25 protein-coding genes and 1 pseudogene are annotated in these 23,886 nt (G+C 39.6%); 21 read left to right on the top strand and 5 right to left on the bottom strand.

What is annotated here, in order from left to right; genetic code table 11:
* Positions 1 to 130: 130 nt before the first annotated feature.
* Together TSIB_RS08780 and TSIB_RS08775 are read left to right on the top strand one after the other, a co-directional pair.
* Complete coding sequence (locus TSIB_RS08780) at positions 131 to 874, top strand: KaiC domain-containing protein (protein WP_015850071.1); 744 nt, start codon at positions 131 to 133, stop codon at positions 872 to 874.
* Between the two features lie 13 nt (positions 875 to 887).
* Positions 888 to 1,838, top strand: a complete 951-nt coding sequence (locus TSIB_RS08775) for a transcriptional regulator (protein WP_048160602.1) — start codon at positions 888 to 890, stop codon at positions 1,836 to 1,838.
* Between the two features lie 2 nt (positions 1,839 to 1,840).
* Here the strand turns inward: TSIB_RS08775 and speD are convergent, their stop codons facing one another.
* The gene (gene speD / locus TSIB_RS08770; RefSeq protein WP_048160600.1) at positions 1,841 to 2,257 is read right to left on the bottom strand and encodes an adenosylmethionine decarboxylase; all 417 of its coding nucleotides are present in this window, start codon (positions 2,255 to 2,257) and stop codon (positions 1,841 to 1,843) included.
* A 142-nt stretch (positions 2,258 to 2,399) separates the two neighbouring features.
* Between speD and TSIB_RS08765 the strand changes: the two genes are divergently transcribed.
* From TSIB_RS08765 to TSIB_RS08705, 13 genes are all read left to right on the top strand, one after another.
* Positions 2,400 to 3,251 (top strand): protein translocase subunit SecF, encoded by an 852-nt coding sequence (locus tag TSIB_RS08765; protein WP_048160598.1) that lies wholly within the window; start codon positions 2,400 to 2,402, stop codon positions 3,249 to 3,251.
* Entirely contained in the window at positions 3,248 to 4,768 is a 1,521-nt protein-coding gene (locus tag TSIB_RS08760) for a preprotein translocase subunit SecD (protein ID WP_015850067.1), read from the top strand. Before TSIB_RS08765 ends, TSIB_RS08760 begins: the two co-directional genes overlap by 4 nt.
* Before the next feature lie 5 nt (positions 4,769 to 4,773).
* Positions 4,774 to 5,469, top strand: coding sequence for a potassium channel family protein (locus tag TSIB_RS08755; protein ID WP_015850066.1), 696 nt, complete (start codon positions 4,774 to 4,776; stop codon positions 5,467 to 5,469).
* 168 nt (positions 5,470 to 5,637) lie between these two features.
* Positions 5,638 to 5,949, top strand: coding sequence for a V-type ATP synthase subunit H (locus tag TSIB_RS08750; RefSeq protein ID WP_015850065.1), 312 nt, complete (start codon positions 5,638 to 5,640; stop codon positions 5,947 to 5,949).
* Between the two features lie 3 nt (positions 5,950 to 5,952).
* Positions 5,953 to 7,938 carry a V-type ATP synthase subunit I gene (locus TSIB_RS08745; protein WP_015850064.1) on the top strand — a complete coding sequence of 662 codons (1,986 nt, stop codon included), beginning with the start codon at positions 5,953 to 5,955 and terminating at the stop codon, positions 7,936 to 7,938.
* Between the two features lie 13 nt (positions 7,939 to 7,951).
* The gene (locus TSIB_RS08740) at positions 7,952 to 8,437 is read left to right on the top strand and encodes a V-type ATP synthase subunit K (RefSeq protein ID WP_015850063.1); all 486 of its coding nucleotides are present in this window, start codon (positions 7,952 to 7,954) and stop codon (positions 8,435 to 8,437) included.
* 35 nt (positions 8,438 to 8,472) lie between these two features.
* Positions 8,473 to 9,084 carry a V-type ATP synthase subunit E gene (locus TSIB_RS08735; protein ID WP_015850062.1) on the top strand — a complete coding sequence of 204 codons (612 nt, stop codon included), beginning with the start codon at positions 8,473 to 8,475 and terminating at the stop codon, positions 9,082 to 9,084.
* Positions 9,085 to 9,089: 5 nt separating this feature from the next.
* Positions 9,090 to 10,199 carry a V-type ATP synthase subunit C gene (locus TSIB_RS08730; RefSeq protein WP_015850061.1) on the top strand — a complete coding sequence of 370 codons (1,110 nt, stop codon included), beginning with the start codon at positions 9,090 to 9,092 and terminating at the stop codon, positions 10,197 to 10,199.
* A complete protein-coding gene (locus tag TSIB_RS08725; protein WP_015850060.1) occupies positions 10,196 to 10,504 on the top strand; it encodes a V-type ATP synthase subunit F in 309 nt (102 codons plus the stop codon). The genes TSIB_RS08730 and TSIB_RS08725 overlap by 4 nt, the downstream gene beginning before the upstream one ends.
* Before the next feature lie 5 nt (positions 10,505 to 10,509).
* Positions 10,510 to 12,267 (top strand): ATP synthase subunit A, encoded by a 1,758-nt coding sequence (locus TSIB_RS08720; protein WP_015850059.1) that lies wholly within the window; start codon positions 10,510 to 10,512, stop codon positions 12,265 to 12,267.
* Between the two features lie 4 nt (positions 12,268 to 12,271).
* Complete coding sequence (locus tag TSIB_RS08715) at positions 12,272 to 13,660, top strand: ATP synthase subunit B (RefSeq protein WP_048160596.1); 1,389 nt, start codon at positions 12,272 to 12,274, stop codon at positions 13,658 to 13,660.
* Between the two features lie 29 nt (positions 13,661 to 13,689).
* Positions 13,690 to 14,334, top strand: coding sequence for a V-type ATP synthase subunit D (locus TSIB_RS08710; protein WP_015850057.1), 645 nt, complete (start codon positions 13,690 to 13,692; stop codon positions 14,332 to 14,334).
* 46 nt (positions 14,335 to 14,380) lie between these two features.
* The gene (locus tag TSIB_RS08705; RefSeq protein ID WP_015850056.1) at positions 14,381 to 15,610 is read left to right on the top strand and encodes an alanyl-tRNA editing protein; all 1,230 of its coding nucleotides are present in this window, start codon (positions 14,381 to 14,383) and stop codon (positions 15,608 to 15,610) included.
* Here the strand turns inward: TSIB_RS08705 and TSIB_RS08700 are convergent.
* Complete coding sequence (locus TSIB_RS08700; RefSeq protein ID WP_048160594.1) at positions 15,607 to 16,758, bottom strand: inositol-3-phosphate synthase; 1,152 nt, start codon at positions 16,756 to 16,758, stop codon at positions 15,607 to 15,609. The genes TSIB_RS08705 and TSIB_RS08700 overlap by 4 nt on opposite strands.
* Before the next feature lie 112 nt (positions 16,759 to 16,870).
* Between TSIB_RS08700 and TSIB_RS10755 the strand changes: the two are divergent.
* The 4 genes and pseudogenes from TSIB_RS10755 to iorA form a co-directional block, all read left to right on the top strand.
* A pseudogene (locus tag TSIB_RS10755) lies at positions 16,871 to 17,006 on the top strand (sugar ABC transporter ATP-binding protein); the annotation flags it as partial.
* A 59-nt stretch (positions 17,007 to 17,065) separates the two neighbouring features.
* Positions 17,066 to 17,746, top strand: a complete 681-nt coding sequence (locus TSIB_RS08695; protein WP_048160592.1) for a diphthine--ammonia ligase — start codon at positions 17,066 to 17,068, stop codon at positions 17,744 to 17,746.
* 5 nt (positions 17,747 to 17,751) lie between these two features.
* Positions 17,752 to 18,432 (top strand): DUF4152 family protein, encoded by a 681-nt coding sequence (locus TSIB_RS08690; RefSeq protein WP_015850053.1) that lies wholly within the window; start codon positions 17,752 to 17,754, stop codon positions 18,430 to 18,432.
* Positions 18,433 to 18,508: 76 nt separating this feature from the next.
* Complete coding sequence (gene iorA / locus TSIB_RS08685) at positions 18,509 to 20,395, top strand: indolepyruvate ferredoxin oxidoreductase subunit alpha (RefSeq protein WP_048160590.1); 1,887 nt, start codon at positions 18,509 to 18,511, stop codon at positions 20,393 to 20,395.
* Between the two features lie 2 nt (positions 20,396 to 20,397).
* On the opposite strand, the gene TSIB_RS08680 is transcribed toward iorA, so the two are convergent.
* Positions 20,398 to 20,655 carry a hypothetical protein gene (locus tag TSIB_RS08680; RefSeq protein ID WP_048160588.1) on the bottom strand — a complete coding sequence of 86 codons (258 nt, stop codon included), beginning with the start codon at positions 20,653 to 20,655 and terminating at the stop codon, positions 20,398 to 20,400.
* A gap of 73 nt (positions 20,656 to 20,728) precedes the next feature.
* Here TSIB_RS08680 and TSIB_RS08675 point away from each other — a divergent pair, with 73 nt between their 5' ends.
* Positions 20,729 to 21,016, top strand: coding sequence for a hypothetical protein (locus TSIB_RS08675; protein ID WP_015850050.1), 288 nt, complete (start codon positions 20,729 to 20,731; stop codon positions 21,014 to 21,016).
* A complete protein-coding gene (locus TSIB_RS08670; RefSeq protein WP_015850049.1) occupies positions 21,006 to 21,758 on the top strand; it encodes a YbaK/EbsC family protein in 753 nt (250 codons plus the stop codon). The genes TSIB_RS08675 and TSIB_RS08670 overlap by 11 nt, the downstream gene beginning before the upstream one ends.
* A 372-nt stretch (positions 21,759 to 22,130) precedes the next feature.
* Here TSIB_RS08670 and TSIB_RS08665 read toward each other — a convergent pair whose 3' ends face one another.
* Both TSIB_RS08665 and TSIB_RS08660 read right to left on the bottom strand, forming a co-directional pair.
* The gene (locus tag TSIB_RS08665) at positions 22,131 to 22,403 is read right to left on the bottom strand and encodes an HIT family protein (protein WP_015850048.1); all 273 of its coding nucleotides are present in this window, start codon (positions 22,401 to 22,403) and stop codon (positions 22,131 to 22,133) included.
* Between the two features lie 53 nt (positions 22,404 to 22,456).
* Positions 22,457 to 23,827 carry a glycogen/starch synthase gene (locus TSIB_RS08660; protein WP_048160937.1) on the bottom strand — a complete coding sequence of 457 codons (1,371 nt, stop codon included), beginning with the start codon at positions 23,825 to 23,827 and terminating at the stop codon, positions 22,457 to 22,459.
* Between the last annotated feature and the right edge of the window lie 59 nt (positions 23,828 to 23,886).

Raw genomic sequence — 23,886 nt, 5'->3', positions numbered from 1 at the left:
TTCTTTGAGTTTTTTCCTTTCACCGTAAAATTTAAATATCTTCATAATATACTACCAATTGGTAATTAAAATATCTATTCTGTTTAAACTTGCTTAAATCAGTGAATAACTCTTATAAGGGGGTGAAAAATTGATAAAGAGGGTAGAAACTGGAATTCCAGGGATGGATGAAATCCTTCATGGAGGGATACCAGAAAGAAACGTAGTTTTGCTTAGTGGAGGGCCGGGAACGGGAAAGACAATATTCAGCCAGCAGTTCCTATGGAACGGCTTACAAATGGGTGAACCTGGAATATATGTGGCTCTCGAAGAACACCCGGTACAAGTTAGACAAAATATGGCTCAATTTGGGTGGGATGTAAAGCCCTATGAGGAGCAGGGAATGTTTGCTATGGTAGATGCCTTTACGGCAGGAATCGGGAAGTCCAAGGAGTACGAGAAGTATATAGTTCATGACCTAACCGATATTAGGGAGTTCATAGATGTATTAAGACAGGCCATAAAAGACATCAACGCCAGAAGAGTTGTTGTTGATTCTGTTACAACGCTCTACATTAACAAGCCTTCCTTAGCCAGAAGCATAATCCTCCAGCTTAAGAGAGTTTTGGCTGGAACAGGATGTACAAGCATCTTTGTGAGCCAGATCAGCGTTGGTGAAAGAGGTTTTGGAGGGCCGGGAGTGGAACACGGTGTTGACGGTATTATAAGATTAGACCTTGATGAGATCGATGGAGAGCTTAAGCGCTCCCTAATAGTGTGGAAGATGAGGGGAACCAGCCATTCAATGAGGAGACATCCATTTGAGATAACTGATAAAGGAATAACAGTATATGCGAATAAAGTTCTGAAGAGAGGAGGAATTGTAGAAATTTAAGGGGGTGAGAACAATGCCGGTTGAGATCCCACTCAATCCGGTTGGAAGGCAGGAGATTCATCAGCTGGAGAGTATCTTATTATTTGCAACGCTCTTCAGGCCAGAGGTCATCGAGCTCATAAAAGACTCAGCAGAGAGATTAACATGGGTTGATAGCTTGGCAGTTGCGGCTGGAGCAATAGCGAGAGAAAAAGCAGGAATGACAACAAGCGAGATTGCAGGAGAGCTTGGAAGAACTGAGCAAACAATAAGGAAGCATCTCAAAGGAGAAAGCAAAGCTGGGCAGCTTGTTAGAGAGACCTATGAACTGATAAAGCAAGGAAAGCTTGATGAGCTAATCAAAACAATTGAAATGATTGAAAAAGGCGGCCTTAAGGAAGTAATTGCCAAAGAGGAGTATGAAAAACTTATGCAAGAATATGAGAACCTCAAACTTGAATATGAAAAAGTCAAAGCGGAACTTGAGAAGATGAAGCAGACAGTAGATCTTGAGAGCTTGGAAAAGGCGATAGGGAAGATAGAGAGGCTCAGGAAAGAACTAGAAGCAGTTAAAGCAGAACTTGAAAAAACCAGAAAGGAGAACAAAGAACTTAAAAAAGAGCTCGCAGAGGCCAGGGTAAAAATTATGGAGCTGCAGAGCAAAAGAATTGAGGAAACAAAAGTTAAGGAACTTGAAGAAAAGCTCAAAGCAAAAGAAGAGGAACTCAGCAGATTAGAGAGACTAGTTGATGAAGTAACACGTGAAAAACTGGAACTTGAGAAGAAAGTTGAAGAATTTGAAGGCCTTGCAGATGAGCTTAGAAAAGAAAAGGAAGAGCTTGAGAAGAAAATCAAAGAGTTAACAAGGGAGAATAATGAACTTAAACAGAGAATTGAAGAGCTTGAGACATATAAGATCAGATTTGAGAACCTCAGAGATAAGATAGAGAAAATAAAGATGGAGCTAGAAAAGCTATTGGAGTGAATTCACTTCTCGCTTCTTCTGTCTAGTTTTTCTTCCCATGTTAAGATCATATGAGTAAACGTACCCTCTTCTTCTTTGATACCCCGCTTGACTTCTGAGACGTGAGCGTACTGAGCTCTGAACTTCTCAAGAATGTAATCAACAGCCTTCTCTGGATCTGCTTTCTCGCCACAGGTGTAAACATCCAGCGCTGCATATCCTTCCTCTGGCCATGTATGAACGGAAATATGACTCTCGGCAACAATAACTACTCCACTAACCCCCGTTGGTGAGAATCTAAAGAAGTAACTTGCTTTTATTTCCATGTTTCCTGTCTTTGCAGCATTCATAAAAATCTCTCTTATCCTGTTTGGATCTTTTAAAACCTCGGGATCACAGCCTGAAGCCTCAACCACGTAGTGATATCCAATAGTGTCCATGAGCATCACCTAATCCAGTTATTCACCTTAGGTTTTAAAAGTTGTGTGCCTAATAGCTCATATTGAATAGATTTTTAAATGCTGCGGTGAACTATTTAAAAAGACAATGGAATACATTAAAAACACATAAGAGGTGAACAGAATGCTTGAGAATACTCTAAAAAAGCTTGCATCAGTTGAACCTAAAAAAATGATAACTTATCCTTTAATTATTTTCCTTGTATCGGTTTTACTCCTCGCAGTTCACTTTCCAAACCTCGGAACTGACCTCAAAGGTGGAGTAGTGATAACTCTTCATGGGGGCAATGCAGACTCCCAAGAGGTGGAAAATCTCTTGAAACAACAAGGGTTTGATGTCACAGTTAGAGAGATTAAAAGTATAACTGGAGATACTAGGATAGAGATTAAGGCATCTACTGATGTTAATGTGCAGAAAATAATTAGCATTGTAAAATCAAAGTATCCGGACGTTACCATATCACAAACTCAATTTGGCCCAAGCTTGTCAAGAACTGCTCAAGAACAAAGTTTAAAAGCAGTTTCTATGGCGTTTATTGGAATGGCAGTGGTTGTATTTTTGTTCTTTAGAATACCCCTTCCCTCCTTGACTGTTATATTCTCGGCATTTTCAGATATGGTAATAGCACTTGCATTGATGAGTGTTTTTGGTTTAGAGTTGACCCAAGCGACTATTGCTGCACTGCTAATGCTTATCGGTTACTCAGTGGATAGCAACATCTTGCTCACTACAAAGCTCTTAAGAAGAAAAGAGGATACAATTGAGGGTGCTTACTTTTCAGCAGTTTCCACAGGTTTTACAATGAGTACTACGACTTTAGGAGCCCTTGCTTCATTGTGGGTGCTCTCCCAAGCAGAAGTCATAGATATGATTGCGACAGTATTAATATTTGGATTACTTGCTGACTTCATGAACACTTGGATACTCAATGCTGGAGTTCTAAGATGGTACCTTCAAAGAGGTGAGAAGAGATGAATCTAAAAAAACTTTTGTTAAACGGTAGGGTTTTACTGCTCATACTTGTTATCTTGATCTCAATAATTACAATAGCCTCTCAGGGAATAACTTATGGTTTGGATATAAGTGGTGGAGTTGAGATAACTACACAATTAGAAAGGCCTGTTGATCAGGGCACCATGGAGGAAGTTAGGACCTCCTTGGAGACAAGGTTGAACACTCTAGGAGTTAAAGATATCACATTGGAACCATGGGGAGATCAAATAATTAAAATAAGGGTAGCTAATGTCACTGAAGAGGAGGCAAATAGCATTATAGATACAATAAATCGTCAAGGTGTTTTCTATGCTGAATTCAATGGCGTCATATTTGCAACTGGAGCAGACATAAAGAGGGTAGATCAGGTATACTATGAGCCGAGAGAAGGAGCTTGGATTGTTCCGTTTTCAATATCTAAAGAAGCCGCGGAAAAGTTCGCCCAGTTGGCCTTAGGAAAAGTTGGCTATCCTGTGGATATATTTCTAGATCCCCCCATAGATTCTTTATTGATTGTTCCACAAGAGTTATACTCTTTAATGAGCTCAAGCGAATTCCAGTTTTCTTCAGACGCTAAAACTTTGCCTTCAAGGCTTAAAGAGGCGTTTAATATTGATGTTGTTCCCTATGGTAATCAAAGTATAGAAGAAATTGCCAAACTCGCACAAGGTAAGGAGAAGGTTATATTAGTAGAGGTTAACAGTGGTCTTGAATCTCAATTAAAGAACCTAGGAATAAAAGTTGAGGAGAGAGAATTACGAGCAGGAGAGACTGCTGATGACTTTGTAAGAAGAATATTAGGTTTATATGGGCCATATAGGCTACAAGAAGGTCTTACTACGGGAGAACCTCACACAGATCTTGCTATTTCAATTGGAGGTTCTAAGGAGGATATTACTGCAATGAAACAGGCCCAAGTTGTCTCTGTAGTTCTTAGAAGTGGCTCCCTTCCAATAAAAGTGTTTGTAGAAGGTGTCAATTACATCCCGCCAACTTTAGGGGAACAATTTAAAAAACAAGTTCTCCAAGCAGGTTTGGCAGCATTGTTTGTTGTTGGTCTTGTGGTTTATCTTCATTATAGGAAGGTAAAAATAGCAGTACCCGTTGTTTTAACAAGTTTGAGTGAAGTCGTTGCAATTTTAGGTGTTGCTGCATTGATTAAATGGAATCTTGACCTCCCAAGTATAGCTGGTATAATAGCAGCCATTGGTACTGGAGTTGATCAGCAGATCGTCATAACTGATGAACTCTTAGGTGGGATAAAAGTAGGAAAAATAACAAAGAGAAGTGGCATCTTAAAAAGAATGGGCAGGGCATTTTTCGTTATATGGGCTTCGGCAACAACTACAATAGTAGCAATGAGCTTTTTATTCAGGTTCTTTGTTGGCGGGCTTAGAGGATTTGCATTTACGACAATACTTGGTGTGCTAATTGGGATTTTAATAACAAGACCCGCATATGCTGAAATCGCAAAAGTACTCCTTAGCGAGAAGAGGTGAAGCGTATGTTCGTTGTGATAATGGGTGCTGGAAGAGTTGGTTATCTCGTGGCCAAGATGCTGGAAAATGAAGGTCACGATGTAACAATAATTGATATAGACAAGGAAAGGGCTAAGGAGCTTTCCTTCCTTGTCAATGGCCTTGTTATCGAGGGGGATGCGACGGATCAAAAAACATTGGAAGAAGCTAATTTAAAGCAAGCAGATACATTTGCTGCTTTAACTGGGAGGGATGATGCTAATATTTTGGCATGTATCCTTGCAAAGCATCTAAATCCTACTATAAAAACCATTCTCAGAATAAGCAAGCCCAAGAATAAAGAGGTTTTTGAAAAGATTGAAGATCTAAAGAAGTATTTCGATGTAGTAATCAGCCCAGAAGAGATCGCTGCTAATTATATATTTAGAAGCATAACTACGCCAGGGTTTGATAGAGTTTTATTCCCGAGAGAGGGTGCAGAGATCGTGAAATTCCAACTAAGTAATGACAGTGAAATTTCAGAAAAACTCGTGAAAGAACTTAGTTTACCCAAGGATTCTCTTATAGTAGCAATATATGATGAAAAAGGCAACTTAGTAATACCTTCAGGAGATACAAAGTTGCCGAAGAAAGGAGAAGTTGTAGTTTTTGCAAAGAATGCATCATTAAAAGACATTAAAAGCGTGTTTGAGCGAAAGAAGAATAATGTGGAGCAAACTTGAATAATGTTCAATACTTACCATGAAACTTTATTTTTGTTTTATCATTTATGCAAAAACTTTCATCTTTTCTGTTCTTATTTGTGCACTTTTGAGCATAAATTATTTAAGGCATTCACTTAACACTCCATTGAAACTGTTACTTTCACTAAATTCATTGGAGGGCTTTTCATGGAGATAATCATTAAAGAGGTTGTGGAAGCTGAGAAAAAAGCGGAAGAAAGGATTGAAAAGGCCAAGGGGGAGGCAAAAGCAATACTTGAACATGCAAAGAAGGAGGCTAAGCAAATTGAAGAGGAAATAATTAATGCGGCTCAAAATCAGGCAAACTCATTAATAGAGGAAAAAAAGAGAGAGGGAGAGATTGAGGCAGAAAAGATTGTAAAAGAAGGAGAAAAAGAAATTGAAGAAATAAAACTCAAGGCAGAACAAAATTTTGAAAATGCTATTAACGAAGCGATAAAACTCATTAGAGGGAGATGATGTATGTTCAAGCCTGAAGAAATGATAAAAATTGAGGTGTTAACCTTAAATCGTTATAAAGACTCTATTCTTACCTATTTACACGAGCAAGGGGTTTTAGAAATCAGAGAGATAGATGTAAGTCTAGCTCAAAAAGATGCCCCTAATGAGTTTTATAGGAAAGCAGCATCATATAGTATTGGACTTTCCAGATTAATTGACTTTTTGGGGAATTATAAGGAAAAGGACGAGACCGGTATTAAAGCATTTATTTTTCCAAAATTAAAGCAGAAGAAAAGGTATGAATACAGAGGGATAGAAGACCTGATAAAAGAGATAGAAGCTTTTCTGGATAAAGTTGAGCCCCAAATTAAGGAAATGGAAGACAAGATAACCAATTTAACTTCGGAAATAGAAAGAAAAAAGACTGAAATAGCCATTTTAGAGCTATTAACTGCTTTAGATTTGGAAGTAGAGTATCTCAAGCCAACAAAAACTGTGGAGATAGTAGTGGGGTTTGTTGAGAAGGATAAATTTGAGCCACTTATTAAAGAATTGAATGCTACTTTGCAGAATAGAGTCGCTTATGTTTCAAAAGACCTAAAAGGAAAGTATTTGGTCGTCTTTGTTTTTCTAAAGAAAGATTATGATAAGGCCAATCCGCTTCTTGCCAAATATTCCCTTGATCGGCTTGAGATCCCAGAAGTAAAAGGAAAACCTCGGGAAGCAATAGAAACTCTCTGGAAACATATTGAAGTTAAAAAACGAGAGCTAGAATCTGCGGAGGTTGAGGCCAGGAATCTTGCGAAACAGTATCATGATGAACTTGTATTTTATCAAGAACTGATGGAAAATGAGAGAGAAAAGGCAAATATGCTGAGTAATTTAGTGAGAACCAATATGACATTTGCCCTTGTAGGTTGGCTACCTAAGAAAGATGTGACCCGCATAGCGGAGGGGCTCAAAAAAATCACCGGGGGAAAGGTTTATATTAACACAAAAACTCCTACAAAAGAGGAATTAGATGAAATACCAATTAAACTCAAGAACCCGAAGTTTATAGAACCTTTTGAAATGCTTACTGAGATGTTTGGAGTTCCAAAGTACAATGAATTGGATCCAACACCAGTTCTAGCCTTTACCTATTCGTTCTTCTTTGGTTTTATGCTTACGGACTTTGTTTATGGCCTTATTATTGCAGTTATAGCTTATTTACTGATTAAAGGGCATAAAAAGCTAAACGATGGGACCTACAAATTTTCAAATATCTTAGTTTGGAGTGCATTTTTCACGATTGTAATGGGACTTCTCTTTGGTAGTTACTTGGGAGACGCCCTACAGAGAGCAGGCTTAAATGTCCCCGCACTTCTAGACCCGATGAGAGGAGCATTAATGGTCTTAGGTCTGGCACTTGCAATAGGACTTATTCACTTGTTCATTGGGTATACCCTTGGGTTCATAGTGAAATTCAGAAACGGTGAAGTGAAGGATGCGGTTTTTGACCAGCTCTCTTGGATGTTAATAATCCTGGGAGTAGTCTTTATAGTACTGGCAATGGCAAATTTCATAAGTATGTTTTTAGGTGAGGTAATATTTGGAGCGGGATTTTTGCTATTTGTGGTATCTCAGTTTAAAAGTGATCTTCCACTTCCAATGAGGTTCTTAATGACAATATCTAATTTCTTTGGCTTCATTGGTAACTGGTTGAGTTATGCCCGTTTAATGGCATTGGCACTAGCAACAGCTGGAATAGCCATGGTCATAAATATCATTGTCCAATTGATATGGGGGGTAAAAATCGGGCCCATCCCATTAGGTATGGTGGTAGGATTAGTAGTGTTCGTTGGAGGCCACATATTTTCAACCGCTATAAATGCCCTTGGAGCATTTGTTCATGCTCTGCGTCTACATTATGTTGAATTTTTTGGCACATTTTATTCAGGAGAAGGTAAAAAATTTGAACCATTTAAAGCTAAAAGAGAAGTATCTGAGCTTGAGTTAGAAATTTAGGAGGTGTAAGGATATGGAGCCAATAGTTTATGTTGCATTGGGTGCTGCACTTGCAGCAGGTATTGCTGGAGCTGCATCGTCATTTGGAGTTGGTATTGCTGGAGCTGCAGCAGCAGGAGCTGTTGCTGAAGATGAAAAGAACTTTAGAAATGCATTGGTCTTACAGGGTCTCCCAATGACTCAGAGTATTTATGGGTTGATTACCCTATTCCTCATAGCATTAGTTTCGGGAATACTTGGAGGAAGTTTCAGGTTTGCTGAAACTACAACAGATAATCTAATTAAAGCCGCAATTCTCTTAGGTGCAGGATTGACTGTTGGATTAACAGGATTATCTGCGATTCCACAGGGTATTATAGCTTCGGCAGGTATTGGTGCCACCGCAAAGAACCCAAAGACATTCACACAATCAATTATATTTGCTGCTATGGCTGAAACAATGGCTATCTTTGGTTTGGTTGGTGCGTTAATCCTCATAATCACGGGAGTTGGCTTTTAAGGCCTTCTCTCCAATATTTCAAGGAGGAACTACCAATGGAAGGAGCAAGGCTAATTATCGAGGAAATTAACAAAGAGGCTGAGCAAAAGATAAAGTATATCTTGGAAGAGGCTGAGCAGAAAGCAGAAAAAATTAAGCAAGAAGCTGAAAAGAAAGCTAGAATAAAAGCAGATTGGATTATTAGAAAGGCTCAAACCCAAGCAGAACTGGAAAAACAGAGAATAATAGCAAATGCTAAGCTTGAAGTTAGGAGAAAGAAACTTGTCCTTCAGGAGGAGTTAATTAATGAAGTTATAGGAGCTATAAAGGATAGATTGCTATCGATTCCAGAAGCTGAGTATATGGAAATACTTAAGGACCTTATAGTAACTGGAATTCGGGAATTGGGAGAAGAGAAGGTAGTACTCAGTTCAAATGGAGAGACATTATCTCTGTTAAAGGCCCATTTGAAGGAAATGGAGGAAAGTGTAAATGAGAAGCTCGGTAAGGATATAACAATATCACTGGGAGAACCCATAGAGACAATAGGTGGCGTAATAGTGCAAAATCTGGAAAAAACGATAAGAATAGATAACACTTTTGAAGCTAGAATGGAGAGACTTCAGGCTGACTTAAGAACTAAAATAGCGAAAATTCTATTTGGGTGAGAGGCGTGGAAGTGAGTACTATAACGGCACTGATGGATACAACGTTGGTCGTGATTTTTACTTGGGTGGCATATAAAACGGGCCAAATACTGTGGAAGTACACTCCATATTCATATCCCAATGCGAGGATTAAAGCTATGGAAGCAAGATTATTCAATGAACAGAAACTTGGAGAATTGTCGGAATCAAAAACCCTCAACAACTTTGTGATGAACTTAGAGGATAGTGATTACAAACCATATTTGGGGAACTTGCCCTCCTTAAGAGCGGAGACCATTGACAGGGCATTGGAAGCATCCTTAGCTGATACATACCAGTTAATGCTGAAAATTTTACCCAAAAGAACAAGTGCATTTTTCCAGCTTCTCCTTGAAGAATGGGATGTTAGGAACATTTCTTCAGTAGTTAAGGCGAAATTTAGCGGAGAAGTGGCAAGAGACTATATACACGAACTGGGAACTCTTATAGGGAAAGTAAAAGCTATGGCTGAGGCCAAGACTCTGGAAGAAATTCTTGTTATACTTGAAGGTACGGAATATGAGGATCCATATCAGAGACTTCTTCTTAAGGAGATAAGTCTAGAAGAGTTTGAAACTGAGTTGTATAAAAAGCACTATTCCAAACTTCTTGAATATGCTCGCTCTCGGAAAGCTGAGGAAAGAGAAATCCTCGAAGAATTCGTGAACTTAAAGATTGATAAAATAAACTTGGTAACAATTTTGAGAGCTAAGGCACATCATTTAAGTGCAGATAAGATCAGAAACTCCCTTATTCCTGGTGGGAAAATGAACAGAAAACTCATTGAGACTCTCCTAAATGTAGAGGATATTGAAATGGCACTAGCTGAGCTTGATTCTACAGAGTACTCTTCGATACTAAGAGAGGTTAGAGAAAAAGTTGTGGTGGATATTTCAGCTTTTGAAAGAGCATTCGAAAAATATATCCAACAAAGAATGTCTGAACTTACAAAATTCTATCCACTTAGCATAGCTACTCCGATAAGCTACATACTGCAAAAGGAATGGGAAATTAGAAGGCTTAAAGCAATTGCCAAGTTAATAGAAGATGGGCTGAAACCAGAGGTAATAAAGAAGATTATAGGTGAGCAACTATGAAAATAGTGGTGTTGGGTGATAAAGACACGGTACTTGGCTTTAGATTAGCAGGGGTTCATGAAACTTATTCTTTTGAGGATACGACACATGAAATAGAGAGAGTGAGAAATAAAATAATGGAATTGATAGAAAGGGAAGATGTTGGTGTGATTTTAATAACAGAACGGTTGGCACAAAGGGTGGAAATTCCAGATGTCGCATTTCCAATAATTCTTCAAATTCCTGATAAATACGGGTCATTATATGGTGAAGAACAACTAAGAGAAATTGTTAGAAGGGCCATAGGTGTTGAGATAAAGAGGTGAAAAACATGGGAAAGATAGTTAGGGTTACTGGGCCATTGGTCGTTGCAGATGAGATGAGAGGTTCTAGGATGTATGAGGTAGTCAGAGTAGGTGAACTAGGACTTATTGGAGAAATCATTAGATTAGAAGGAGACAAAGCAGTTATTCAGGTTTACGAAGAAACTGCAGGTATTAAACCCGGAGAACCAGTTATGGGTACAGGAGCGTCCTTGAGTGTTGAACTTGGGCCGGGGCTGCTTACTTCAATATATGATGGAATTCAAAGGCCTCTTGAAATATTAAGGAGTCAAAGTGGGGACTTTATAGGAAGAGGTCTCACAGCCCCTGCTCTTTCCAGGGATAAAAAGTGGCACTTCACACCAAAAGTTAAAGTAGGGGACAAAGTGGTTGGGGGGGACATCATTGGCGTTGTTCCCGAAACAAGTATTATAGAGCATAAGATAATGATCCCCCCTGAGATTGAGGGTGAGATAATTGAAATTGTTGGAGAAGGTGATTACACAATAGAGGAAGTTATTGCAAAGGTTAAAGCTCCAAATGGTGAGATTAAAGAGGTTAGAATGTATCAAAGATGGCCAGTTCGTATGAAGAGGCCTTATAAACAAAAGTTACCTCCAGAAGTTCCCCTTGTTACAGGGCAGAGGACAATTGATACTTTCTTCCCGCAGGCTAAAGGAGGAACTGCAGCTATTCCAGGGCCCTTTGGGAGTGGAAAGACGGTCACACAGCACCAATTGGCCAAGTGGAGTGATGCTGAGGTTGTTGTGTACATCGGTTGTGGTGAAAGAGGAAACGAGATGACGGACGTTCTTGAAGAGTTCCCCAAACTTAAAGATCCAAGAACAGGAAAACCATTAATGGAAAGGACTGTGCTTATAGCAAACACTTCAAACATGCCCGTTGCGGCGAGAGAAGCCTCTATTTATACGGGAATTACAATAGCCGAGTACTTTAGAGATATGGGGTATAACGTGGCTCTTATGGCAGATTCAACCTCAAGATGGGCAGAGGCTTTGAGAGAAATTTCTGGAAGACTTGAGGAGATGCCCGGTGAAGAGGGTTATCCAGCATATTTGGCCTCAAAAGTCGCTGAGTTCTATGAAAGAGCGGGTAGAGTGAGAACGTTGGGAAGTGATGATAGAATTGGAAGTGTTAGTGTCATTGGGGCTGTTTCACCTCCTGGTGGTGACTTAAGTGATCCAGTTGTTCAGAACACTTTGAGAGTAGTTAAGGTCTTCTGGGCCTTAGACGCTGACCTTGCAAGAAGAAGGCACTTCCCAGCTATTAACTGGCTTACAAGTTATTCGCTTTATGTAGACTCGATCAAAGACTGGTGGCAAAACAACGTTGACCCAGAATGGAAAGCAATGAGAGATGAGGCAATGGCACTCCTGCAGAAGGAATCAGAGCTTGAGGAAATAGTTAGGATAGTTGGGCCAGATGCACTACCCGAGAGAGAGAAGGCCATATTACTTGTGGCTAGAATGCTTAGAGAAGATTATCTCCAGCAAGATGCCTTCCACGAAGTTGATACGTACTGCTTGCCAAAGAAGCAAGTAACAATGATGAGGGTTATTCTCAATTTCTATAGACATACTATGAGGGCTATAGATGCGGGAATTCCAGTCGAAGAAATTGCAAAACTCCCTGTTAGGGAAGAGATAGGAAGAATGAAGTATAATCCAAACATCGAAGAGATAGCTGTCCTGATGGAAAAGACCAAAGAGCAATTTGAAGAACTCTTTAAGAAGTATGGAGAGTGATAAAATGCCCGCTATGGAATATTCCACAATAAGCAAGATTTACGGTCCTTTGATGATTGTTCAAGGTGTTAGAGGAGTAGCATATGGTGAGGTTGTAGAGATAGAAGTCGAAGGGGGGGAGAAAAGGAAGGGACAGGTCTTAGAAGCAAGGGAGGATCTAGCTATCGTCCAAGTTTTTGAAGGGACCAGAGACCTAGATGTAAAAAGCACAAGGGTTAGGTTCACAGGGGAAACACTGAAAGTTCCAGTATCAATGGATATGCTTGGAAGAGTGTTCAATGGTATTGGAGAACCGATAGATGGAGGTCCGGAAATAATTCCAGAGGATAGGAGAGACGTCCATGGAGCTCCCCTTAACCCTGTGGCAAGAGCATACCCGAGAGATTTCATTCAAACTGGTATTTCGGCAATAGATGGTATGAACACTCTTGTTAGAGGCCAAAAGCTCCCAATTTTCAGTGGTAGTGGTTTACCTCATAATATGCTGGCTGCCCAAATTGCAAGACAAGCGAAAGTTTTGGGAGAAGAGGAGCAGTTTGCCGTAGTATTTGCAGCTATGGGTATTACCTATGAAGAGGCAAACTTCTTTAAAAAGAGTTTTGAAGAAACAGGGGCTATTGAAAGGGCCGTATTGTTCTTAAATCTTGCAGATGATCCGGCCATTGAGCGTATTATCACTCCAAGAATGGCCCTCACAGTAGCAGAGTATCTAGCCTTCGATTATGACATGCAGGTCTTAGTTATTTTAACGGATATGACCAATTATGCAGAGGCTCTGCGTGAAATCTCTGCAGCAAGAGAAGAGGTTCCAGGAAGGAGAGGGTATCCGGGTTACATGTACACTGACTTGGCAACGATTTATGAAAGAGCTGGTAGAGTTAGGGGAAGAAAAGGAAGTATTACTCAGATGCCAATATTAACAATGCCAGATGATGATATTACTCACCCAATTCCGGATCTTACAGGTTACATCACTGAAGGGCAGATAGTTCTGAGCAGAGATTTACATAGAAAAGGTATTTATCCACCAATTGATGTTCTTCCAAGCCTTAGCAGATTAATGAAAGATGGTATAGGTAAGGGACGAACAAGAGAAGAACACTCACAGCTCAGTCAGCAGCTTTATGCAGCTTACGCTGAAGGTAGGAGCCTAAGAGATCTTGTAGCGGTTGTTGGTGAAGAGGCCCTCTCAGAAACAGATAGAAAGTATCTCCAATTTGCAGATAAGTTTGAAATGGAGTTTGTTGCACAAGGATATGATGAGGATAGAGGGATATTTGAAACCCTTGATCTTGGATGGGACATCCTTTCAGTACTACCAGAATCAGAACTTAAGAGAGTTGAGAGAAAGTACATAGAGAAGTATCATCCAAACTACAGGCACTCCTCTTAATTCCCTTTATTTTCATTGAGGTGAGTTTAATGACAAGAATACTAAAAGTGAAGCCAACCAGAATGGAATTACTTAGATTAAAGAGGAGGATAAAATTAGCAGAAAAAGGTCACAAAATATTAAAAGAAAAGCAAGATGCCCTTATAATGGAGTTTTTCACGATTTATGATGAGGCACTGGCATTAAGGAGAGAGGTAAATCAAAAAATAGCAGAAGCATTTGAGCAACTTAGGTTGGCCGAGATAGATGTAGGTATTGTGAAATTGAGTGAAATTGCCCTAAGTGTTAAGTCCAATAAAGAGATAAAAATAAAGAGAAGGAATATTATGGGAGTGCCAGTCCCACTTATCGAGGCAGAAGGATTTAGAAGAGACCCCTATGAAAGAGGGTATGCGTTTGTTTCAACTTCTCCTAAAGTGGATGTTACAGCAGAAACATTTGAAGAAGTTCTGGAATTAGTTACACGTTTGGCAGAAATTGAAGAAACTCTAAAAAGGCTTGCAAAAGAGATAGAAAAAACCAAAAGAAGAGTAAACGCCTTGGAATATATTATTATACCTCGGATGGCAGAAACTGTAAAATATATTAGTCAGCATTTAGATGAGATGGAAAGGGAAAACTTCTTCAGGTTAAAGAGAGTTAAAGCTCTTCTCGAGGCCAAGGCCCAAGGTTAGTTATCTTTTTATCTTTTCATTGGGATTTTATTTTTGGTGAAAACTAATGACAGTTAAGTTATTTTATAGTGATCCATATTTAAGGGAAGTAAGGGCAAAAGTTGAGAAAGTTGAGGTTAAGGATAGTAAAGTGAGATTAAAGCTCGATAGGACTATTTTCTATCCCGAGGGTGGGGGTCAGCCTGGTGATATTGGTATCATAAAAGGAGATGGATTTAGAGTTGAAGTTGAAAAAGTAGAAGGAAAAGAAGATATCTGGCATGAAGGCAAAGTCAAGGGAAGAATACCAGAAGTAGGGGAAGAAGTCGAACTTGAGCTTGATTGGGAGTGGAGATATGAGAATATGAGGCAGCATACAGGCCAGCACATCCTTTCTGCAATTCTGAAGAAAATGTATAATAGCGATACAACTGGATTTCAGATATTTCCTGAGTATAATAAGATAGAAATAAACTTTGATGAGGAGTTGACATGGGAACATATACTTGCAGCAGAGTTTGAGGCAAATGAAGTTGTTTGGGATAACTTGCCAGTTGAAGTTGAGGAATATGAAGAATTACCGGAAGAGGTTCATAATGCCCTTAGAAAAGACCTCTCAAAAAATGTACAAGGAAAAATACGACTAGTAAAAATCCCAAATATTGACTTAATTCCCTGTGGTGGAACTCATGTAAAAAACACTGGAGAAGTAGGTTTCATAAAGGTTCTCAACTTTTATAAAAAAACTAAGAATATTTGGCGTATAGAGTTTGCATGCGGGTATAGAGCATTAATATACTTAGATAAACTTTTGGAGGATTACTGGAGGAGTTTAAATGAGATGTCAAATAAAAACCGACCTCTGCTTGAGAGAATGCAGGAATTCAAACAGCTATTAGAGGAACTTGAAGGTGAGAAGGATCAGCTGAGGAAAGAATTATGGGAATGGAAAAGCAAAGCTTTGTTACAAGAGGCCGAAGAAATAAATGGAATTAAAATTATATCATTCTTAGATACCTGGGAGATGAAAGACGCTCAAGCATTCATTGTTTACTTTATTGAAAAGAATCCGAAGACGGTGGTACTCATTGTGGGCAGTAATTACTTACTCTTCGCTAAAAATAAGAACATTGAAAGAATTTCAATGAATGAACTTATGAGAGAGGTGTTGAATGAAGTTGGTGGTGGTGGAGGTGGAAGTGAGATCTTAGCAAGAGGTGGAGGATTTAAAAGAAGTCCTGAGGAGGTTATTGAAATAGCAAAGAAATTTTTAAAAGAGAAAATTAAGGAAGATTAAAACCATTTTGGCTTTAATCCTGCCCACATTCTCATTTTTTCATAAGCAATGATTCTTGGTATATTGGGCTTTTCAACTGGACCTGGATTTTTCATGTAGAATGCGTTTACTTCGTAAATAGTGCCGAATTCCTTTTTGTCAACGGCTATTTTTCCTAATCTAGCTAGATCCACTAAAAGGCCCGCTAGGGCAGGGCTGTCATTGATTCTTCCGTTTATTATAAGTTCGTCAACGGCTCCGTTGAAACTCACATATTCTATGTGCATTGCTATGAACTTCTTATCCCCTAGTGGTTCCAAAAAGCCGGTGGGCTTAATGTAGTGGGGAGCATCATATCCAAGAAGCTCCTTAACAACACTTGATTTAGTGAACTCCTTACTCTTATTCCTCTCTTTGTCTGTTAGAGCTAAGAAATCTGCGTTCCCTCCAATATTAAATTGGGCGATATCTTTGACATATCTATTTCTCTGAGCTAGGTGTGATAAAATATCTGCTGTTAATGGGGTTGCTCCAGTTGCACCATCATCCCCAAATATGACCAGATTATTCTCTTTAGCGAGTTCTACAAAAGCAGGGTCATTTGCTATTAATGTTGGGATTGCATTTACGAAGGCTGCACCTCCAACTTCCTTTGCATAGAGGGCTGCAGCGTATGCATAAACTTGACTGGCTGTCAGTCTTTCTTTATTATTGTCTTCGATTGCTTTTATTAGTTTCTCTTTGTTTCCAAATGGAGTAAATGATTCCGTAGTACAAACATTTATTATCACATCGGGGGTAGATTTTTTCCATTCTTCAACGAGCTTCTCAACGGCTTCTTTCAGAGTCATCTCATCCTCTAATCCCTCTGCTTCTATAGGCAAATTCCTTAAACTTCTTAAGTGGATCCCCTTTCTTACTATAACATTCTTCAAACTTTCTGGAATGTGGTTCTCCCAATAGTTTTTAACCACGTCATAAACAGATTTTCCAATTTTATTTTTGTCCACATCATAACTACCGACTATCTCGATGTCTTCAACTTTTTCTTGAAGCTCGTTTTTTAAAGGGATACCATAATATCCAAGCTCTCCCTTTTTTATCCTCTCTACACCCACAGCAAAAGTACTTCCCACATATCCCTGACCTAGTATGAGCACACGTACCATTTTTATCACCTCTATCTGATTGTTTCACGCTTGTTAAATATTTTTTGGTCTTTAATCTTTTACTAAATATATAACACTTTCGGGAATGTGTATGGGATGAGATAGAAGATTTGATGACGCTTTTGTAAAAGTCTTTGCTCCAGAAGGGGAACACTTTAGTTTCGGAGAAAAAGTAACAATCGTTCCAAATGAAGGAAAGGTTATTCTTTTTGATAAAAACGGAAAAAGCTCTAGAATATCTTCCTTAACTTTTCCAAAATTTTTTAAAGTGGCATCCAATTAGATTAAAAAATAGAGAGTGATAAAAATGAGGGTTGCAGTACTTTTTTCTGGAGGAAAAGACTCAACGTATGCCCTTTATTGGGCCTTAAAAAAAGGTTTTGAGGTTAAATATCTTGTGAGTATGTATTCTGAGAATGATGAGAGTTATATGTATCATGTTCCCAACATACACCTGACAGAGTTACAGGCCAAGGCAATTAATATTCCTTTTGTGAAGGGGTTTACAAAAGGGGAAAAAGAGAGAGAAGTTGAAGACTTAAAACGGGTTCTTGAAGGTCTAAAGATAGAGGGGGTAGTTGCAGGAGCTCTTGCAAGTCAATACCAAAAAGAGAGGGTTGAAAAAGTCGCTAAGGAATTAAGAATAAATTTGTTTACTCCATTTTGGAAAGTAGATCCAGAGAAATACATGAGAACCATTATCGAAGAAGGGTTTGACGTAGTTATAGTTGGAGTTTCAGCTTATGGTTTAGATGAAAAATGGTTAGGGAGACGAATAGATGAAAAGGCTCTTGAAGAGTTGAAGACACTCAATAAAAAGTACAAAGTTCATATAGCTGGGGAAGGGGGGGAATTCGAGACTTTTGTTAGAGACGCTCCCTTTTTTAAGGCTAAAGTAGTATTTGATGATATTGAGAAAATATGGGATAGATATACCAGTTCAGGATTGCTCATAGTTAAAAAAGCTCACCTAGAGCCAAAAAGGTGATAAGAATGAGAATAGTTTCAGCAGACACCGGAGGAGCTTTGCTTGATGAGAATTACAATCCAATTGGCTTAATTGCCACTGCCGCTGTTCTTGTAGAGAGGCCATATAAAACGGCCAAACTCAGTATTGCAAAATATTCAGATCCCTTCAAATATGACCTTAGTGGAAGGATGGCATTGAAAGATGAGACTTTTTTAGCATTAAAACTTGCAAAAAAGGTTAAACCAGATGTTATCCATTTGGACTCTACTCTTGGGGGAATAGAGATTAGAAAGCTTGATGATCCTACAATAGATGCTTTGAGGATTTCAGATAGAGGAAAGGCCATATGGCATGAGCTCAGTAAAGACCTCCAACCGCTAGCAAAGAGATTCTGGGAAGAAACGGGAATTGAGATCCTAGCAATAGGAAAAGAAAGTGTTGCTGTTAGAATAGCAGAAATTTACGCCGGGATCTATTCGGTCAAATGGGGAATTGAATATGCAATGAAAGAGGGTTTTGTGAGGATTGGCCTCCCGAGGTATATGACTATTGAGATCAATAAGGAAAAAATTCTAGGAAAGAGTCTAGATTCGAGAGAAGGAGATCTCTACGGGGAGATTAGTATGGAGGGTAAAGAATTTGAATGGGAGATATACCCAAATCCAATTGCAAGAACTTTTATGGTATTTGAGGCAAAATCCTAAAAATTTTCAATTTTATCTCCTATTCTTCGAACTATAAGTTTTATAGGCTTAAAATGAAAAAGCTGTGGTGGTGGCAATGGAAATAGCTAATTCACAATCCTCAAGTCTTACTCCGAAAATACCAAATAAAAAACTTCTCATGGGAAATGAAGCTATTGCATATGGAGCACTGGAAAGTGGGGTCTCATTTGCAACAGGTTATCCGGGAACACCTTCTACTGAGGTAATTGAAACAATAGCAAGATTAAACCCCGAAGTTTTTGCTGAATGGGCCCCTAATGAGAAAGTGGCGCTTGAAGAGGCTGCCAGTGTTGCATATACAGGCCTTAGAGCCCTTGTGACCATGAAGTGCGTTGGTCTCAATGTTGCGGCGGATCCTCTAATGAGTCTTGCTTATTCTGGTGTTGAGGGAGGGTTGGTTATTTTGGTTGCTGACGATCCTGGGCCACACACATCTCAAACGGAGCAAGATGATAGGTATTATGGAAAGCTTGCTTTGTTACCTGTTTTAGAGCCTGCAGATGTTCAAGAGGCCCATGACTTGATAAAGTACGCATACGAGTTAAGTGAGAAGTACAAAGTCCCGGTTATTTTCAGGACAACTACTAGAGTGAACCACACTACAGCTGATGTTGAGGTTGGAGAGTTCATTACGCTTGATAGAAAGCCAAAATTCAACAAAGATATTCCAAGATACGTGAGGGCCTCAATGAAGGGTAACCTTGAGAGGCATAAGTGGTTAAATAAAACACTAAAGGAAATTGAGGATGAGTTTGGGGATTTGGGCTTTAACTGGGTTGAAGGAGAGGGTGAAATTGGAATTATAGCCGAAGGAGCCCCTTATAATTATGTAAAGGAGGTTGTTCCAAAGATTGGAGGGGGATTTAAAATTCTTAAGATTTCAACTCCCCATCCTCTGCCAAGAAAACTTGTCGTTGAGTTCTTAAAAGGGGTCAAAAAAGCGATAGTTGTGGAGGATGGTGCGCCGTTTCTGGAGGAGGAAATAAAGATAGTGGCTTATGAGGAAGGGATAAGAGTCCCTATATACGGCAAACGCACTGAACATTTACCTCTGGAAGGAGAACTAACTCCCAGATTGGTTAAGAACGCCCTCTTAAAACTCCTTGGCAAGGGAGGAGAGAGGTATTTAAAACCCAGAGAAGTCGAGGGGGCTGAAAACCTGGCTCCATCAAGGCCCCCTACAATGTGTCCCGGCTGTCCACATAGGGGCTCTTACAGAGCCCTGCTTGACGCTCTTAGGGAGTTAAAGTTCAAAAAGGATGAACTGCCGATTCATGGAGATATAGGATGTTATGCCCTCTCGTTACTGCCACCTCTGGAGGCTATATGGACAGAATACGTCATGGGAGCAAGCATAAGTTTGGCAAACGGTCAGAGCATAGCTATGAACAAGAAGATAATTGCAACAATAGGAGATTCGACGTTTTTCCACAATGGATTGCAACCACTGGTGGATGCAGTTTACAAGAACCTTGATGTCCTCGTAATGATTCTTGACAATAGAACCACGGCAATGACCGGACATCAGCCACATCCCGGAACTGGAGGGAGTGAAACAGGAAGAAAATTCAATGAAATAGACTTTGAGGCTCTTGTAAGGGCGCTGGGAGTAAAGTACGTGAAGATTGTTGATCCTTATGATCTAAAAGCCACAAAAGAGGCCATAAAGGAGGCCATGCAGGTCAAGGGCCCAGCGGTGATAATAGCAAAAAGGGAATGTATAATCCCAGTGCTTAGAAGGGGAGAAATCAGAGAAATTCCAGTGGTAATAAAAGACAAGTGCACAGGATGTAAGGCATGTGCCCTTCTAACCGGGTGCCCAGCGTTGGTATTCGATGAAGAAAGAGGGAAGATAAGTGTTGACTCTCTCATATGTACGGGCTGTGGACTATGCGAACAGCTCTGCCCGTTTGATGTGATTGTTTATCCCAGTAAAAAGTGATTTCACTTTCTTTTATACCATTTATCGTCATAGAAGTACTTTCCATGTGCTTTTGCATAAGCCTCTGCACTTCTTCTCCAAACGGTAAAGCCATAAGCTGCTGCCACTATAAGGAAGACAAGTCCAATTCCTAGTCCATAAGTTTTTATTAACGTTGCAATTCCAAGGGCAGGTATTGCAAAAAGGCCTATAATAACTGCCGCCATTATTCCTAAGAGGATTTTGTACCCATACCTTTCCATAAATAGGGCAAAGTCCATGGGGTTCCCCCTCATTTTGATTTTAACACTCAACTTTAAATAATTTACTTGGTTATTATCAATGGTGTGAAAGATGAAAATAAAGGAACTTTTAGAATTGGTTGATGAGGCAATAGCGAATGTAAAGATAGCTATAGTCAGCAACAAACAAAGAATTTTTGAAAGTCCTCACACTTCCTGGGAGTTCACAAAAAGATCTCTTAAACTTGAAGATGAGCTTGAAAGACTTAATAAAATCAGAAAATACCTGCAGCAGTTTGGTGAAGAGGAACATGTTGAGGGGAAATTTTCAGAAGAAGAACTAAAGGAGTTATTGGAGTATCTGAGAGTTATGCGGGAGATGAGGAGTCATGAGTTTTAAAGAAATTGAAGAAAAAGCTGTGAAATTTAGGGATGAAAGGTTATGGAAAAAGTATCACACCCCAAAGAACCTTGCAATATCATTAGCGATCGAACTGGGAGAACTCTTGGAACATTTTCAATGGGAAACAAACGAGGAGATCTTAGAAAAGCTAAACAACACAGAAATAAAAGAGAAAATAGAGGATGAGATAGCAGATATAATAATTTACCTTGTTCTCTTGGCCCATGAACTTGGAATTGATCTAGATAAAGCTGTAAGAGAGAAGTTGAAGAAGAACGAAGAAAAATATCCTGCAAAAGAAATAAGAATTGAAGAACTCATTAAAGAGCTTGGAGGAGAAATAATAGAGCCCAAGGGAGAAGTAAAAACTGTAAGACAAGTCGTGGAGCTCCTTAGTATTCAGCCAGATCAGATAATTAAATCTCTGCTTTTCATTGTAAATGAAAAAGAACCAGTGCTGGTGATAGTTGATGGGAGTTCAAAGGCAAGTTTAGAGAAGCTTAGTAGGATTTTTGGAAATATTAGAATGGCAAAGCCTAAGGAAGTCGAGCAAATAACGGGCTACAAAGTCGGGGGAATTCCTCCAGTTGGGATTCCGGTGAAGACAGTAATTGACAAAAAAGTCGTTGAAAAAGTGTTTGTGATTGGTGGTGGAGGGAGGGTAGATAGGTTAAGCAAACTCGATCCAAAGAAAATTGTAGAATTTCAAAAGGCTGAGGTTTTAGATATTAGTGAATGATCTTTTTAATTTCTCTTTCTCTTCTGAAGTAAGGTGATTTTTAATCCATCTTTCTTTTGGATTTAGGTTTTCATCCTCAACATCCAGTACCGCCTTTCTAATCCCTCCTCTTGGAAAGTTAGTATCTCCTTATCACCCTGTTGCTTGCAAGATCACCTTTCAAAAGGGAGGGGATACGCAAGGGGAGGTGGGTGAGTAAGGTTTAAATACTCTGAGGATGCAGAATATAATGACCTCGTAACAGCCGAATGGCTGGACGGCCTACTAGGGTTGGTGGAAAGTAGCCCCCGATTCCGGGAGGATAGGGGGTAGTGGCCGTGTGAACCGGCCAGTGAGAGTGAGGCTACCGGCAACGGGATGCCGAATGAACTCTCACGAAACCCCACCCGTTAGAGTGGGGTAGTTCACTCCTATATTAAACCCATCTGGTTCTAAGACTTTTTTGAGTTTTTCAATAGCCATTTCTATTCCTTCTATCAGAACAAGCTTTTCCTTTTCATTGAGCTCTTCTAACTTTTCTACGTGCCTCTTTGGGACTATGAGTAAATGGCCTCTATTGGCAGGGTATGAATCAATAAGTATTCTAATGAATTCGTTCTCATACACTAAGACGTCTTCAGAGGGAGTGCAAAAAGGGCAGTTCATGATCTCACCCCATTTGCGGGCTGGAAGCCTCGCCGTTCACGGCGGGGAGGAGGTCAGCTTAGGAACTCCACCGCCTTGTCTATATCATTTCTGTAAGCTTTAATATAGCGTTTACACGCATTTTCCCAGGTGAAGTCTTCTTTTGACCGCCTTTTACCATTCTTGCGCATTTTTGAAAGAAGCTCTGGATCTTTTTCTCTAAGCTGGGTCATTTTTAGAATAGCTCCTGCAAGGGCGTTTGGATCTCTTGGTGGGACTAGCAAACCAGTGGCCTTTTCTTCGTCTTCATCTAGGCTTATTATGGTATCCTTTATGCCTCCAACAGCAGATCCTATGGGTATTGCTCCCAAGCACATAGCTTCCATCTGTACTAGGCCGAAAGGCTCGAAGTAAGATGGTACTATTACAAAATCAACGCTTCCGTAGAGTTCTCTTGTGAATTCTCTTTTTAACATCTTGGTTATTACTTTGATGTTTTCTGGATACCTTGATCCTAATACATGGGCCCATTTTTCAAGTTCTGGATCACCTTTTCCAATGATCAGGAAGCGCATTTTAGAAAATTCGCTGGGATTGTTTTCAGCGATATTCTCAACGGCCTTTAGGAGTGTATCAACGCCTTTTTGTCCTTTGTCGAATCTGCCTATGAACATGAATGTAATTCCATCACTTAATCCCAGGGTTTCCAAGATTTTTCTTCTTCTTTCCTCTCTTGGCAAGTCTTTGTTTTCTAGTAGCTCCTCATTCCAGAAGTCACAGGCTATTCCGTTGTAAACATAGGTAGCTTTTCCCTCAAAGTTTCTATAAAAGTCCCACTCTTCCCAGAGATAACTTCTGCTTACAGTAGTAACAACATCTGCTATGTATGCCCCAACATATTCGGGGTCTATATCGGGGTATGGTGCAAGTTCTCTCAAATGGGCCTCGTGGAAGTAGTGGGCTGGAACCTTAGATTTGTTGAGGCGATGAATTGTAAAGGTCGCGGGGAGTTGGAAATACTTTTTAATTAAAGTGGCTGCAAAGACAGTATGCCAGTCATGGAAATGTAAAACGTCGGGTTTTCCCTCTTTCTCTATTAAGTAATTCAAAAGTCCAACGCTCGCTTTTCCAAACTGCACAGCTTTTCCAAGCATTCCTTCCCATCCGGGCCCATAAACATCTTTGTTATCCAGCAGATTACTGCTAAATGCAAAAACCCTAACCCCGTTTTGGGCCCTTTCATATACTTTTATTCTCTCTTTTCCTCCATAAATTCCAATGTTCATTTCAAATATTTTTTCTCCCTCAATGTGACCATGGGAAGGTGTGAAAACCCAAACTTCGTTACCAATCCTTGTGAGAGTTTCAGCAATGCTTGTTATGGCCTCTGCAAGTCCACCAACCTTTACTGGTAAGTATTCAAATCCAAGCATTAATATTTTCATCATGTTACACCTCCATTTGTGATTTATACTATTCAAAACCCTTTTTTCATCTTGGGAGT

This window comes from Thermococcus sibiricus MM 739, from assembly GCF_000022545.1.
GTDB lineage: Archaea > Methanobacteriota_B > Thermococci > Thermococcales > Thermococcaceae > Thermococcus_A > Thermococcus_A sibiricus.
This window is presented reverse-complemented; position numbering and strand designations above follow the sequence as displayed.